Here is a 14,183-nt window from a genome sequence, read left to right as displayed (position 1 = left end):
TTGATGAAAACGATGGGATTACTGATGATGGCAAAGAAAAATAAATGGCTGCAGCGCACGCTGCTGGCCAGCGCACTGTTGATGGCCGGCCCGCTGAGCAGCGCTTCCGCTGCGGTGGTGACCTCGATTCGTCCGCTAGGCTTTATCGCATCGGCCATCGCCGACGGCGTGACGCCGACCGAGGTGTTGCTGCCGGACGGCGCTTCACCGCACGATTTTGCGCTGCGCCCTTCCGATATCCAGCGTTTGCGCTCTGCGGACCTGGTGCTGTGGGTTGGGCCGGACATGGAGGCGTTCCTGAACAAGGCGCTGGTGCCGATCTCGGCAACCCGCAAACTGGCCATCAGCGAACTGCCGGCGGTGAAGCCGTTGCTGATGAAAGGCGAAGATGACGACGATCATGATCATGCAGGCGAAGCGCATAACCATGCCGATGACGATCATGGGCATCATCACGGCGAGTACAATATGCACGTTTGGCTGTCGCCGGAGATAGCAAAAGTGACCGCGATCGCGATTCACGACAGATTGTTGGAACTTATGCCGCAAAATAAGGACAAATTAGACGCAAACCTGCGCCAGTTCGAGAATCTGCTGACGCAAACTGACAAAAATGTTGGTAACATGCTTACGCCTGTGCAAGGTAAGGGTTATTTTGTTTTTCATGATGCTTACGGCTACTTTGAGAAACACTACGGTTTGAGTCCGCTGGGCCATTTCACCGTCAATCCCGAAATTCAGCCTGGAGCACAGCGCCTACACCAAATTCGAACACAGTTGGTTGAGCAGAAAGCGGTATGCGTTTTTGCTGAGCCACAATTCAGGCCGGCCGTAATCAATGCCGTCGCCAAGGGTACCAAAGTGCGTTCCGGAACGCTGGACCCGCTGGGCATCGGCATCGCGCTGGGGAAGGACAGCTACGGGAAATTCCTGACTCAGCTGTCAAACCAGTACGTGAGCTGCCTGAAGTAAAGCTTATGAGGATAATATCGAGTGCAGCAGATAGTCCGAACTATCGCTCTGGCGTATAACAACCTGCCACGGCCCCACCGCGTCATGCTGGGGTCGCTGACAGTCGTCACATTGGCCGTCGCTGTTTGGCGGCCTTTTGTTTACCACCCAGAACACAACCCCATTGCCAAGAGCGTCGAGTTAGAATCCAGCCAGATGCGGTCATTGCTCCCCGAAGCCAGTGAACCGATTGATGCCGACCAACCCACCCCCGATGACGAAATCCCGCAGGATGAGCTGGATCAAAAAGATGCCGGCGACGATGGCGTGCATGAATATGTGGTTTCCACCGGCGACACCCTCGGCAGCATTCTGACGCAGTACGGCATCGATATGTCGGATGTCACCTTGCTGGCTTCGCAAAACCGCGATCTGCGTAATCTGAAGATCGGCCAACAGCTGTCGTGGACCGTCAATGATGCGGGCGATCTGCAGCAGTTGACCTGGGAAGTTTCCCGCCGCGAAACCCGCACCTATGACCGCGTCGGCAATAGCTTCAAAGAGTCGAAAGAGGCACAGCAGGGTGAATGGCGCAACAACGTGATCAGCGGCCGGGTCAACGGCAGCTTCGTCAGCAGCGCCGGCGACGCCGGGCTGAGCCGTAACGAAATCAATGCGGTGATCAAGGCGCTGCAGTGGCAGCTCGATTTCCGCAAGTTGCGCAAAGGCGACCAGTTCTCCGTGCTGATGTCGCGCGAGCATTTCGACGGTAAGAAATCGCAAAGCCAGCTGTTGGGCGTGCGTCTGCGCACCGGCGGCAAAGATTACTATGCGATCCGCGCCGAAGACGGCAAATTCTACGATCGCCAGGGCTCTGGCCTGGCGCGCGGCTTCATGCGTTTCCCGACCATGAAACAGTTCCGCATCTCCTCCAACTTCAACCCGCGTCGCGTGAACCCGGTGACCGGCCGCGTGGCGCCGCACAAGGGCGTCGATTTCGCCATGCCGGTCGGCACGCCGGTGCTGGCGGTCGGCGACGGTGAGGTGGTGATCGCCAAACGCAGCGGCGCGGCGGGCAACTATGTGGCGATCCGTCACGGTCGCCAGTACACCACGCGCTATATGCACCTGAAAAAACTGCTGGTGAAACCGGGCCAGAAGGTGAAACGCGGCGATCGCATTGCGCTTTCCGGCAACACCGGGCGCTCCACCGGGCCGCACCTGCACTTTGAACTGTGGACCGGCCAACAGGCGGTGAACCCGCTGACGGCCAAGTTGCCGCGTTCCGAAGGGCTGAGCGGCAAAGACCGCAGCGATTATCTGGCGCAGGTGAAGGAAGTGGTTCCTCAGCTGCAGCTGGATTAATACCCCCTTTTTCCGGCGCTTCGGCGCCGTCAATTTCATCGGCCTGATTGCGGGCCGATGCTGTTTTATCTGGGCGGTTCGCGGTTGTTAATTGCAAAATCGGTGATGGCAATTATGATTAGCCGAATCGCTAAGCAAAGAGCATGTGCATGCAAAACGAGAAGAAATCGAACGTAGAGTTCATCCCGCAGTTTCAGAAAGCCTTTTTATATCCGCGCTACTGGGGCGTGTGGTTGGGAACCGGCCTGATGGCCGGCATTTCGCTGGTGCCTGCGCGCCTGCGCGATCCGGTGCTGGGGGCGGTCGGCAAACTGGCCGGCAAGCTGGCGAAGGGCGCACGCCGTCGTGCCCGCATCAATTTGCTTTATTGCTTGCCGGAGCTGCCGGAAAGCGAACGTGAGCACATCATCGACCAGATGTTCGCCTGCGCGCCGCAGTCGATGGTGCTGATGGCGGAACTGGCCTGCACCAAGCCGGAGAAAGTGCTCAAGCGCGTGCGTTGGCACGGTGAAGAGGTGCTGGACAAGATCCGGGCGGAAGGGCGCAACGTCATTTTCCTGGTGCCTCACGGCTGGGCGGTGGATGTGCCGGCGATGCTGATGGCCGCGCGCGGCCAACCGATGGCCGCGATGTTCCACAATCAGCGTAATCAGCTTATCGACTACCTGTGGAATGCCGTGCGGCGTAAATTCGGCGGCCGCATGCACGCGCGCAACGACGGCATCAAACCGTTTATCAGTTCGGTGCGGCAGGGGTATTGGGGCTACTACCTGCCCGATCAGGATCATGGCGCGGAGCACAGCGAGTTCGTCGATTTCTTCGCGACCTATAAGGCGACGCTGCCGGCGGTAGGCCGGTTGATGAAAGTGTGTCGTGCGGCGATCGTGCCTTTATTCCCGGTGTACGACGGCAAAACCAGCATGCTGGACATTTATATCCGCGAGCCGATGGATGACCTGGCCGAAGCCGACGATCCGCGCATTGCCCGCCGCATGAACGAAGAGGTGGAAAATCTGGTGGGCCCGAACCCGGAGCAGTACACCTGGATCCTCAAACTGCTGAAGACGCGCAAGGAAGGGGAGATTGAACCTTACTCGCGCGACGATCTGTATCGTTAATCCTGTCTACCGCTAACGCCGGCCGGGCCACAACCCGACCGGCGTATCTTCAGATGTGCACCATACAGCCGCGAGCCCGCAGGATGTCGACGACTTTAGGCGTGCGGGTGAAATCATTCCAGCGCAGGTCCAGCTTGCGCAGGCGGCTCAGTTCGCCGAGGCTTTCCGGTAGGTCGCTCAGGCGGTTGGCGCGCAGGTCCAGACTTCTCAGCGCCGTCAGCTCGCCGATATTTTCCGGCAGACGCGTCAGCTGATTGAAACGCAGGTTCAGCTCGCTCAACCGCGGCAGCCGACAGAAGGCCTGCGGCAGCTCGGCGATGGCATTGTTAGCCGCATCGAGTATCTCCAGCTCACCGAGCTGAGCCATTTCCGCCGGCAGTGTGGTCAGGACATTTTTCATGATATGCAGTTCGCGCAGCGCGCGCAGTTGCCCGATTTCGGCGGGTAGGCTGCCGATGCGATTGTTGTATAAACGCAGCTCTTGCAATGCCGCAAGCCTCGGTATCGCCTGAGGCAAAACGGCCAGGCGGTTGTCGGTCGCATTGAGATAGATGAGTTGCTGCAGCTGCGCCAGCGAGCGCGGCAGCTCGCTAAAGCCGTTATCGCTCAGATAGAGGTATTTCAACCGATGCAGCTGCCCCAGTTCTTCGGGGAGTTCGCTTGCGCGATTGTGGCCAAAATCGAACATCTCGAGCTGTTGCAGCTGGCCAATCTCCGGCGGCAGGCGGTCGAGCTGATTACAGGAGATATTCAGCACCCGCAGATTTCGGTGCCGGAAGATCGAGGCGGGGAAAGCCGTCAGCTGATTGTCGTACAGGCTAATCTTGCGCAGCGCGTGGCCGGCTAACGGCGACTCGTCGAGCTGCGTCAGGCCGTGGCCGTCGAGATCGAGCTCATCACCGCTCGCTGCGGGAGTGTGTTGGTGGAGCATGGCGTTCTCCGTCTTTTATGGCGGTGTCAGGGCAAAAAAAATGCCGGCCAACGTGAGCCGGCCGGCATTTCGTCTGCGGCGTGGATTACTCGACGCGCAGGATACGGCTGGTATTGGTGGTGCCGACGGTTTCCATCACGTCGCCCTGGGTGACGATCACCAGATCGCCGGAGACCAGGAAGCCTTTGTCGCGCAGGCGATTGACGGCTTCATTGGCGGCGATCACGCCGTCTTTGTGGCTGTCGAAATACACCGGCGTCACGCCGCGATACAGCGCGGTCAGGTTCAGCGTGTGCTCATGACGCGACATGGCGAAAATCGGCAGACCGGAGCTGATGCGCGACATCATCAGCGCGGTGCGGCCGGACTCTGTCATGGCGATCAGCGCGGTAACGCCTTTCAGGTGGTTGGCGGCATACATCGAAGACATGGCAATCGCTTCTTCGATATTGTCGAACTGCACGTCCAGGCGGTGTTTGGAGACGTTGATGCTTGGGATCTTCTCGGCGCCCAGACAAACGCGCGCCATCGCCGCCACGGTTTCCGCCGGGTATTGGCCGGCGGCGGTTTCCGCCGACAGCATAACGGCGTCGGTGCCGTCCAGCACGGCGTTGGCCACGTCCATGACTTCGGCGCGGGTCGGCATCGGGTTGGTGATCATCGACTCCATCATCTGGGTCGCGGTGATCACCGCGCGGTTCAGGGTACGGGCGCGGCGGATCAGTTTCTTCTGAATGCCGACCAGTTCCGGATCGCCGATTTCGACGCCGAGGTCGCCGCGGGCAACCATGACCACGTCGGAGGCCAGAATAATGTCGTCCATCGCTTCGTCGCTGCAGACTGCTTCGGCGCGCTCAACCTTGGACACGATCTTGGCGTTGCAGCCGGCGTCGCGCGCCAGGCGGCGAGCATAGTTCAGGTCTTCACCGGTACGCGGGAAGGAGACCGCCAGGTAATCGACGCCAATCTTGGCGGCGGTCACGATGTCTGCCTTGTCTTTCTCGGTCAGCGCTTCGGCCGACAGGCCACCGCCGAGTTTGTTGATGCCCTTGTTGTTGGACAGCGGGCCGCCGACGGTGACTTCGGTAAACACTTTCATGCCCTGAACTTCGAGCACTTTCAGCTGAACGCGGCCGTCGTCGAGCAGCAGGACATCGCCTGGCACCACGTCGGCAGGCAGGCCTTTATAGTCGATACCGACTTTTTCTTTATCGCCTTCGCCTTTTGACAGGTTGGCGTCCAGCAGGAATTTATCGCCCACGTTGAGGAAGATTTTGCCTTCCTTGAAGGTGGATACGCGGATTTTCGGCCCTTGCAGATCGCCGAGGATAGCGACGTGACGTCCCAGTTTGGCGGCGATTTCACGCACTTTGTCAGCGCGAGCCTGGTGGTCTTCCGGGCTGCCGTGGGAGAAGTTAAGCCGAACTACGTTGGCGCCGGCGGCAATGATCTTTTCCAGATTATTGTCGCGGTCTGTAGCCGGACCCAGGGTGGTAACGATTTTGGTTCTTCTGAGCCGTCTGGACATGTATTACTCCGTTGACTGGTGAAGCAAATATTGGTGTTGCGATAAACGTCGGATAACGAAACCAGGCGTGAAATGTAATTTTACAACACTGATATTTCACCCGGGTTACCCGCATGAGCATATTAACAGGGTACAGCCTCTGATGCCGTCATTCAAATGTCTGTTGAACGGCGATTTTTTCTTCGTCAGGTCACGAGTCAAAACTGTTGGGAATGACCACCCCTTTATCAAAGCGCGATTCTTTGAGCGCTTCTTTGACCCGCTTCAAGTTATCTCTGAATTTAGCCCCTCTGCGCAAGGTAAATCCGGTGGCGAGCACGTCAATGAGCGTTAATTGCGCGATCCGCGACACCATCGGCATGTAAACGTCGGTGTCTTCGGGCACATCGAGCAGCAAAGGAAGGGTCGCCGCCTGAGCGAGCGGGGTGTCGCGCGAGGTGATAGCCAATACCGTCGCGTCGTTTTCTCGCGCCAGGTGGGCCATCTCCACCAGATTCTTGGTGCGGCCGGTGTGTGAGATCAACACCACCACGTCGCCTTCGCCGGAGTTCATGCAGCTCATGCGTTGCATGACGATGTCATCGAAGTAGACCACCGGGATATTGAAGCGGAAAAATTTGTTCATCGCGTCGTGCGCTACCGCCGCGGAGGCGCCCAGGCCGAAGAAAGAGATCTTTTTTGCCTGGGTGAGCAGGTCAACCGCACGATTGATTGCGGCAATATCCAAATTTGCCTTTACTGTATCCAGGCTGGCCATGACCGATTCGAAGATCTTGCTGGTATAGGAATCGACGCTGTCGTCTTCCTCAACGTTACGGTTTACGTAGGGCGTGCCGTTAGCCAGGCTTTGGGCGAGGTGCAGTTTGAAATCGGGAAAGCCTTTGGTATCAAGGCGGCGGCAAAAGCGGTTGACGGTAGGTTCGCTGACGTCGGCCATGCGCGCCAGCGTGGCAATGCTGGAGTGAATGGCGGTCTGTGGGGAGGCCAGGATCACCTCGGCGACTTTCCTTTCAGATTTGCTCAGGAGTTCCAGATGGCTCTGGATTTTGTCCAGCGTATTCATATAACGAGAGTCACTCATGGTTTTATCCCTGTGGCTTTCAAGCAACAGCGCCGAATTTCGCCCGTGTTCGCCGCGCACGCAGACGCCAAACGAGCGGCTGTAACCTGGAATCGATAGGGTATGTCGATTTCAAACAAAGGAGAAATCAATGCCGGTTTAGTGAAAATATACTACGTGCTGGTAACCGTTGGCAGTCTCGACAGGGCGTATGCAGGCTTTTTTCACCAGAATATGACCTGTGTCTAACTTTCATAATGGTAACAGAGCGTCAAAAAAGACGAAAAATTACAGTTTTGCCCGCCTGTGCGGGCTCTGGCGCGCATTGGCGCTACCACTGGAATCTTGAGGTCTTTTTTCCTGCTTCTGCGCCGGGTTTGCTGGCCGTAGTCAAACAGAGTACATTAGTAATGTAAGAAAATTACAAATATCCTGCAACGAGGAGATGAACATGGCGGTAACCTCTACAGCCCAGGCGTGTGACCTGGTTATTTTCGGCGCGAAAGGTGATTTGGCGCGCCGTAAGCTGCTGCCTTCCCTGTACCAGTTAGAGAAAGCCGGACACATCCACCCGGATACGCGGATCATCGGCGTCGGCCGCGCGGAGTGGGATAAAAAAGCGTATACCGAAGTGGTCAAGGAAGCGCTTGGCACCTTCATGAAAGAAAAACTGGATGACGAACTCTGGGCCACGCTGAGCGCGCGCCTGGACTTCTGCAATCTGGACGTCAACGACAGCAAGAACTTTACCAAACTGGGTAAAATGCTGGATCAGAAACATCGCACCACCATCAACTACTTCGCCATGCCGCCAAGCACCTTCGGCGCCATCTGCAAAGGCTTGGGCGAAGCCAAGCTGAACCATGAGCCGGCGCGCGTGGTAATGGAAAAACCGTTGGGCACCGATCTGGCGTCCTCCCGCGTGATCAACGATCAGGTGGCGGAGTACTTCAACGAATCCCAGGTTTACCGTATCGACCACTATCTCGGCAAAGAGACGGTGCTGAACCTGTTGGCGCTGCGTTTCGCCAACTCGCTGTTCGCCTCCAACTGGGATAACCGCACCATCGATTCGGTGCAGATCACCGTGGCGGAAGAGGTGGGCATCGAAGGGCGTTGGGGTTACTTCGACCAGGCCGGCCAGATGCGCGACATGATCCAGAACCACCTGCTGCAGATCCTGACCATGATCGCCATGTCGCCGCCGGCGGATCTGACCACCGATCGTATCCGCGACGAAAAGGTGAAGGTACTGCGCTCGCTGCGCCGTATCGATCAGACCAATGTACGGGAAACCACCGTGCGCGGTCAGTACACCGCCGGTTTCGTCCAGGGCAAGAAAGTGCCGGGTTATCTGGAAGAGGAAGGGGCGAACAAGAGCAGCAGCACCGAAACCTTCGTCTCCATCCGCGTGGATATCGACAACTGGCAGTGGGCCGGGGTGCCGTTCTACCTGCGTACCGGTAAACGTCTGCCGACCAAATGCTCGGAAGTGGTGGTGTACTTCAAAAACCCGCCGCTTAACCTGTTCAGCGATTCTTACCAGCAGCTGCCGCAGAACAAGCTGACCATCCGCCTGCAGCCGGACGAAGGCATCGAAATTCAGGTGTTGAACAAGGTGCCGGGGCTGGATCACAAGCACCGTCTGCAGACCACCAAGCTGGACCTGAGCTTCTCGGAAACCTTCAACCAGGAGCACGTGGCGGACGCCTACGAGCGCCTGCTGCTGGAGACCATGCGCGGCATTCAGGCGCTGTTCGTGCGCCGCGATGAAGTGGAAGAAGCCTGGAAGTGGGTCGACTCCATCATGGACGCATGGAAAGCCGACAACGAGGCGCCTAAGCCTTATCAGGCGGGCACCTGGGGGCCGGTGGCCTCGGTGGCGATGATCACCCGCGACGGCCGTTCCTGGAACGAGTTCGAGTAATGCGCAATGCCGGCAGCCTGTCTGCCGGCTTTTTTTTGCCTGCGATCTGCGCGTGGGCCACATCACTTACGGTACGGCCGGACGTCCGCGCATTTGCGCGGAGCCCTGTGGCAGGGGCGTGCCATTGTTAACCGCGAGTAATGGAGAAATAACGATGAAAAACTGGAAAACCAGCGCCGAGCAGATCCTGACGGCGGGACCGGTGGTGCCTGTTATCGTGATCAACAAGCTGGAGCAGGCGGTGCCGCTGGCGAAAGCGCTGGTTGCCGGCGGCGTGCGGGTGCTGGAGGTGACGCTGCGCACCGCCTGCGGGCTGGAGGCTATCCGCGCTATTGCCAACGAGGTGCCGGAGGCCATCATCGGCGCCGGTACGGTGATCAATCCGCAGCAGCTGCGGGAGGTGACCGAGGCGGGGGCGCAGTTCGCCATCAGCCCGGGGCTGACCGAAGCCTTGCTGCAGGCGGCGACGGCGGGGCCTATCCCGTTGATCCCGGGCATCAGCACCGTTTCCGAGCTGATGCAGGGTATGGATCACGGCCTGCGCGAATTCAAATTCTTCCCGGCGGAAGCCAACGGCGGCGTGAAGGCGCTGCAGGCGATCGGCGGCCCGTTCCCGCAGGTGCGTTTTTGCCCGACCGGTGGCATTACGCCAAACAACTACCGCGATTATTTGGCGTTGAAGAGCGTGCTTTGCATCGGCGGTTCCTGGCTGGTGCCGGCGGATGCGCTCGAAAACGGCGACTATGCGCGCATCACTGAACTGGCGCGCAGCGCCGTCAGCGGGGCTGCGTTGTAACCCGCACCGCGCCTGGGATTGGCGCTTATTTGCGCACTCGCGCATATCGCAAGGCTCAACCCTTTGTTGAGCCTTTTTTAATTTATATCATGATTAACTTTCTTATTTTTAACCCGTTTTTTTCTGCTTTTTTATGAAAACGGCAGTTTGCTTTCTCATTTTGGCTGTGGTAAAAATATCTCAGTCGAAAATTTTACTTTTATGAGGATATTGGGCAAATCGCACGGTGTGCGGCTGATAATAGAGAACTATTATGATGACTATTAACGGAACTACCCTCAGAACCTCTACTTGCCAACTCTTCCTGTCTGCGATCCTTGCCAGTGAGCATCACTGGTGCAGCGAGCTATAGCGTCTTTCTCCCTTAACCGGTGCAGGTGGCGGGCTTAGGCCTTCACGCTACCGTTCAGCCGGGCAAACATTCTTTTTGCGTTTGGGTCAGTTTATCCCCAGGGATCTCTGCGTCTTGCGCGCCGCAATACGGCCGTTCGACGAGATAAATCGGGATAAATATGCCTTGGCGCGCGTTATTCGCCGTTTGGGAGAAAAATTATGATTTATTGGATCTTTTTAGGTTTGGCCATCATGACCGAAATCATCGGCACCTTGTCGATGAAATACGCCAGCGTCAATGGCGGCATGATCGGGCACATCGTGATGTACGTGATGATCACCGCGTCTTATGTGTTGCTGTCGGTGGCGGTAAAACGCGTGGCGCTGGGCGTGGCCTATGCGCTGTGGGAAGGCATCGGCATTCTGTTCATTACCCTGTTCAGCGTGCTGTGGTTCGACGAGCCGATCTCGGCGCTGAAGGTGCTGGGCCTGGCTACGCTGATCGCCGGCATCATGCTGGTGAAATCCGGCACCCGCAAAGAGCGAAAACAGGTCAGCCCGCGAGGTGACAACCATGCAACAGTTTGAGTTGTACCACATTGGGTTCCTGGGACTGGCGATCGTGCTGGAAATCATCGCCAACATCTTCCTGAAGATGTCGGACGGCTTCCGTAAAATTTGGCTGGGGCTGCTGTCGCTGCTGTCGGTACTCGGCGCGTTCAGCGCCCTGGCGCAGGCGGTGAAGGGCATCGATCTGTCGATCGCTTATGCGCTGTGGGGCGGTTTCGGTATCGCCGCCACCATCGCCGCAGGCTGGATCATGTTCGGCCAGCGGCTGAACGCCAAAGGCTGGATTGGCCTGGCGCTGCTGCTGACGGGGATGGTGATCCTCAAACTGTCCTGATAGCCGGCAATAAAAAACCGCAGGCGTTGCCGTCTGCGGTTTTTTTTCGTCTGCGCTCAGGCTTACAGCGCGGCGATGATTTTGATTTCCACCTTGTACTTCGGATTCATCAGCTGCGCCTGCACCGTGCAGCGCACCGGCGCGCTGCCGGCGACCACCCAGGCGTCCCAGGCGGCGTTCATCGCGGCGAAGTCGGCGGTGTTGGCCAGGAAGATGGTGGCATCCAGAATACGGCTTTTATCCGAACCGACGCGCGCCAGCAGCACGTCGATGGCGGCGAGGGCGTTGGCGGTCTGCGCGGTCGCGTCGTCGTCCAGGTTTTCCGGCACGCTGGTGTAGTAAACGGTCTCGTTGTGCACTACGGCCTCGGACCAGCGCTGATCGGGATCAATTCTTTCGATATTCATTTGCTTATCTCCATATCATAGTCGTGCTAAGGGTAGCACAGCCGGTCATGAAAATGCGCGGCGATAAAGTGGGTGGTAGCCGGGCGGCAGGCTTGGCATAATCACCGCTGAATGACACCGGCAGAGAGACAGCGTGACAGACGATTTTGCAACAGACGGCGCCTTGGCGCAGGCTATCAAGGGATTCAAACCGCGTGAGCCGCAGCGGCAGATGGCGCAAGCCGTTACCGAGGCGATCAATTTCAAGCAGGAGCTGGTGGTGGAAGCCGGCACCGGTACCGGCAAGACCTTCGCTTATTTGGCGCCGGCGCTGCGCGCCGATCGTAAAGTGATCATCTCGACCGGTTCGAAAGCGTTGCAGGATCAGCTGTATGCGCGCGATCTGCCTACCGTCGCCAAGGCGTTGAAGTACAAAGGCAAGCTGGCGCTGCTGAAGGGGCGCTCCAACTACCTGTGTTTGGAACGGCTGGAGCAGCAGTCGATGGCCGGCGGCGAACTGGCGGGGCAGACGCTGATCGATCTGGTGCAGCTGCGCAAGTGGTCGTCGCAGACCAAAGAGGGCGACATCAGCACCTGCAGCGAAGTGGCGGAAGACAGCTTCGTCTGGCCATTGGTGACCAGCACCAATGACAACTGCCTGGGCAGCGACTGCCCGCTGTATCAGGATTGCTTCGTGGTCAAGGCGCGTCGCCGCGCGATGGATGCGGATGTGGTGGTGGTGAACCATCACCTGTTCCTGGCGGATATGGTGGTGAAAGAGGGCGGTTTCGCCGAGCTGATCCCGGAAGCCGAGGTGATGATTTTCGACGAGGCGCACCAAATCCCCGACATCGCCAGCCAGTATTTCGGCCAGCAGCTCACCAGCCGCCAACTGTTGGATCTGGCGAAGGACATCACCATCGCCTACCGCACCGAGGTACGCGACGCCGCTCAACTGCAAAAAAGCGCCGACCGTCTCAGCCTGAGCACGCAAGATTTTCGTCTGAATCTGGGCGAGCCGGGTTTTCGCGGCAATCTGCGCGACGTGCTCGGCGAACCCAACGTGCAGCGCGCCCTGTTGCTGCTCGATGATGCGCTGGAGCTGTGTTATGACGTGATGAAGCTATCGCTGGGGCGTTCGGCGCTGCTGGACGCCGCCTTTGAACGCGCCACGCTGTACCGCGCGCGGCTCAAGCGGCTGAAGGCGGTGACGGAACCGGGCTACAGCTATTGGTATGAATGCAACTCGCGCCACTTCGTGCTGGCGCTGACGCCGCTGACGGTGGCCGATCGGTTCCGCGAAATGCTGGACGACAAGCCGGGCAGTTGGATCTTTACCTCGGCCACGCTGTCGGTCAATGACCAGCTGGGTCATTTCACCGAACGGCTGGGGCTGACCAAGGCCAAAACGCTGCTGTTGCCGAGCCCGTTCGACTATGCCAAACAGGCGTTGCTGTGCGTGCCGCGCTTTTTGCCTTCGCCGAATCAGCCCGGCGGGGCCCGCCAGCTGGCGCGCATGCTGCGGCCATTAATCGAAGCCAACAACGGCCGCTGCTTCTTCTTATGCACCTCGCACCAGATGATGCGCGAGTTGGCGGAAGAGTTCCGCGCCACCATGACGCTGCCGGTGCTGTTGCAAGGGGAAACCAGCAAAGGGCAGCTGCTGGCGCAGTTCGTCGCCGCCGGTAACGCGCTGTTGGTGGCGACCAGCAGCTTCTGGGAAGGGGTGGACGTGCGCGGCGATGCGCTGTCCTGCGTCATCATCGATAAACTGCCGTTTACGTCACCGGACGATCCGCTGCTGAAGGCGCGCATTGAAGATTGCCGCCTGCGCGGCGGTGACCCGTTCAATGACGTGCAGTTGCCGGATGCGGTCATCACCCTGAAACAGGGCGTCGGCCGCTTGATCCGCGACACCGACGACCGCGGCGTGCTGGTGATTTGCGATAACCGTTTAGTGATGAGACCTTATGGCGAGGTGTTTCTCAACAGCCTGCCGCCCACGCCGCGCACCCGCGATCTGAAGCAGGCTATCGCCTTCCTGCAGGCCGCCGATGCGTCGGCCACGTGAAAGATGAAGGGCTTACGGGGCTGTGCTACAATGCGCGCCCTGTATGAAAAACCCAGTTTTATTCCCGCCAGAGGTTGGCATGTCCACGCGAATTTTAGCGATCGATACCGCGACGGAAGCCTGTTCCGTCGCCGTCTGGAATCAAGGCGAAATCCACGCCCTGTTTGAGCTGTGCCCACGCGAGCATACGCAACGAATTTTACCTATGGTGCAACAGGTGCTGGCGGAATCCGGTCTGGCGCTCAACCAGCTCGATGCGCTGGCCTTCGGTCGCGGCCCCGGCAGCTTTACCGGGGTGCGCATCGGCATCGGCATCGCTCAGGGCCTGGCGCTGGGTGCCGATCTGCCGATGATTGGCGTTTCTACGCTGCAAACCATGGCGCAGGGCGCCTGGCGCGTCAGCGGCGCGGAGCGCGTGCTGGCGGCGATCGATGCGCGTATGGGTGAAGTCTACTGGGGGCAGTTCGAACGCCAGGTGGACGGCAGCTGGTTGGAAAGCGAAGGCGAGGCCGTGCTGTCGCCGGCGCAGGCGCTGGAGCGTGCGCAGCGCCTGCAGGGCGAATGGGCCCACGTCGGCACCGGCTGGCAAACCTATCCCGACCTGGCCAACGGTTCAACCCTGAGCGTACGCGACGGCCAAATGCTGTTGCCGCAGGCGCAAGACATGCTGCCGCTGGCGCTATACGCCTGGCAACAGGGGTTGGCGGTGGCGGTGGAAAACGCCGAGCCCACCTATCTGCGCAATGAAGTGACCTGGAAAAAACTGCCGGGCCGCGAGTAATCGCGGCGTATTGTGCTGTTGTTGATGCCGGG

At 58.8% G+C, this 14,183-nt stretch carries 13 protein-coding genes; 9 read left to right on the top strand and 4 right to left on the bottom strand.

Going from position 1 to position 14,183, the window contains the following annotated elements:
• Nucleotides 1–27 precede the first annotated feature (27 nt).
• From znuA to lpxM, 3 genes are all read left to right on the top strand, one after another.
• Nucleotides 28–972 (top strand): zinc ABC transporter substrate-binding protein ZnuA, encoded by a 945-nt coding sequence (gene znuA / locus QOL81_RS02620; RefSeq protein ID WP_060424108.1) that lies wholly within the window; start codon nucleotides 28–30, stop codon nucleotides 970–972.
• A gap of 21 nt (nucleotides 973–993) precedes the next feature.
• On the top strand, nucleotides 994–2,316 hold the full coding sequence (mepM, locus tag QOL81_RS02615; RefSeq protein WP_038877136.1) for a murein DD-endopeptidase MepM: 1,323 nt from the start codon (nucleotides 994–996) through the stop codon (nucleotides 2,314–2,316).
• Nucleotides 2,317–2,465: 149 nt separating this feature from the next.
• A complete protein-coding gene (gene lpxM / locus QOL81_RS02610) occupies nucleotides 2,466–3,434 on the top strand; it encodes a lauroyl-Kdo(2)-lipid IV(A) myristoyltransferase (RefSeq protein WP_015378127.1) in 969 nt (322 codons plus the stop codon).
• A 49-nt stretch (nucleotides 3,435–3,483) separates the two neighbouring features.
• Here the strand turns inward: lpxM and QOL81_RS02605 are convergent, their stop codons facing one another.
• The 3 genes from QOL81_RS02605 to QOL81_RS02595 all read right to left on the bottom strand — a co-directional run bounded on the left by QOL81_RS02605 (nucleotide 3,484) and on the right by QOL81_RS02595 (nucleotide 6,956).
• On the bottom strand, nucleotides 3,484–4,365 hold the full coding sequence (locus QOL81_RS02605) for a leucine-rich repeat domain-containing protein (protein WP_169318492.1): 882 nt from the start codon (nucleotides 4,363–4,365) through the stop codon (nucleotides 3,484–3,486).
• An 85-nt stretch (nucleotides 4,366–4,450) separates the two neighbouring features.
• Complete coding sequence (gene pyk / locus QOL81_RS02600) at nucleotides 4,451–5,893, bottom strand: pyruvate kinase (RefSeq protein ID WP_019452801.1); 1,443 nt, start codon at nucleotides 5,891–5,893, stop codon at nucleotides 4,451–4,453.
• 190 nt (nucleotides 5,894–6,083) lie between these two features.
• Complete coding sequence (locus QOL81_RS02595) at nucleotides 6,084–6,956, bottom strand: MurR/RpiR family transcriptional regulator (RefSeq protein WP_038877144.1); 873 nt, start codon at nucleotides 6,954–6,956, stop codon at nucleotides 6,084–6,086.
• A gap of 448 nt (nucleotides 6,957–7,404) precedes the next feature.
• Between QOL81_RS02595 and zwf the strand changes: the two genes are divergently transcribed.
• The 4 genes from zwf (at nucleotide 7,405) to mdtI (ending at nucleotide 10,913) form a co-directional block, all read left to right on the top strand.
• The gene (gene zwf, locus QOL81_RS02590) at nucleotides 7,405–8,880 is read left to right on the top strand and encodes a glucose-6-phosphate dehydrogenase (RefSeq protein ID WP_019452799.1); all 1,476 of its coding nucleotides are present in this window, start codon (nucleotides 7,405–7,407) and stop codon (nucleotides 8,878–8,880) included.
• 154 nt (nucleotides 8,881–9,034) lie between these two features.
• Nucleotides 9,035–9,676 (top strand): bifunctional 4-hydroxy-2-oxoglutarate aldolase/2-dehydro-3-deoxy-phosphogluconate aldolase, encoded by a 642-nt coding sequence (locus QOL81_RS02585; protein ID WP_060439782.1) that lies wholly within the window; start codon nucleotides 9,035–9,037, stop codon nucleotides 9,674–9,676.
• Nucleotides 9,677–10,228: 552 nt separating this feature from the next.
• Nucleotides 10,229–10,597 carry a multidrug/spermidine efflux SMR transporter subunit MdtJ gene (gene mdtJ, locus QOL81_RS02580; protein ID WP_004932327.1) on the top strand — a complete coding sequence of 123 codons (369 nt, stop codon included), beginning with the start codon at nucleotides 10,229–10,231 and terminating at the stop codon, nucleotides 10,595–10,597.
• The gene (mdtI, locus tag QOL81_RS02575; RefSeq protein ID WP_016927446.1) at nucleotides 10,584–10,913 is read left to right on the top strand and encodes a multidrug/spermidine efflux SMR transporter subunit MdtI; all 330 of its coding nucleotides are present in this window, start codon (nucleotides 10,584–10,586) and stop codon (nucleotides 10,911–10,913) included. The genes mdtJ and mdtI overlap by 14 nt, the downstream gene beginning before the upstream one ends.
• A gap of 62 nt (nucleotides 10,914–10,975) precedes the next feature.
• Here mdtI and QOL81_RS02570 read toward each other — a convergent pair whose 3' ends face one another.
• Nucleotides 10,976–11,320, bottom strand: a complete 345-nt coding sequence (locus tag QOL81_RS02570; RefSeq protein WP_015378124.1) for a RidA family protein — start codon at nucleotides 11,318–11,320, stop codon at nucleotides 10,976–10,978.
• A 133-nt stretch (nucleotides 11,321–11,453) separates the two neighbouring features.
• Here QOL81_RS02570 and yoaA point away from each other — a divergent pair, with 133 nt between their 5' ends.
• Both yoaA and tsaB read left to right on the top strand, forming a co-directional pair.
• Nucleotides 11,454–13,370 (top strand): DNA repair helicase YoaA, encoded by a 1,917-nt coding sequence (gene yoaA, locus QOL81_RS02565; RefSeq protein ID WP_038877150.1) that lies wholly within the window; start codon nucleotides 11,454–11,456, stop codon nucleotides 13,368–13,370.
• Nucleotides 13,371–13,449: 79 nt separating this feature from the next.
• Nucleotides 13,450–14,151, top strand: a complete 702-nt coding sequence (tsaB, locus tag QOL81_RS02560) for a tRNA (adenosine(37)-N6)-threonylcarbamoyltransferase complex dimerization subunit type 1 TsaB (protein WP_197657920.1) — start codon at nucleotides 13,450–13,452, stop codon at nucleotides 14,149–14,151.
• Nucleotides 14,152–14,183: the final 32 nt, after the last annotated feature.

Origin of the sequence: Serratia sp. CC22-02, from assembly GCF_900182895.1 — a bacterium.
GTDB lineage: Bacteria > Pseudomonadota > Gammaproteobacteria > Enterobacterales > Enterobacteriaceae > Serratia > Serratia nevei.
This window is presented reverse-complemented; position numbering and strand designations above follow the sequence as displayed.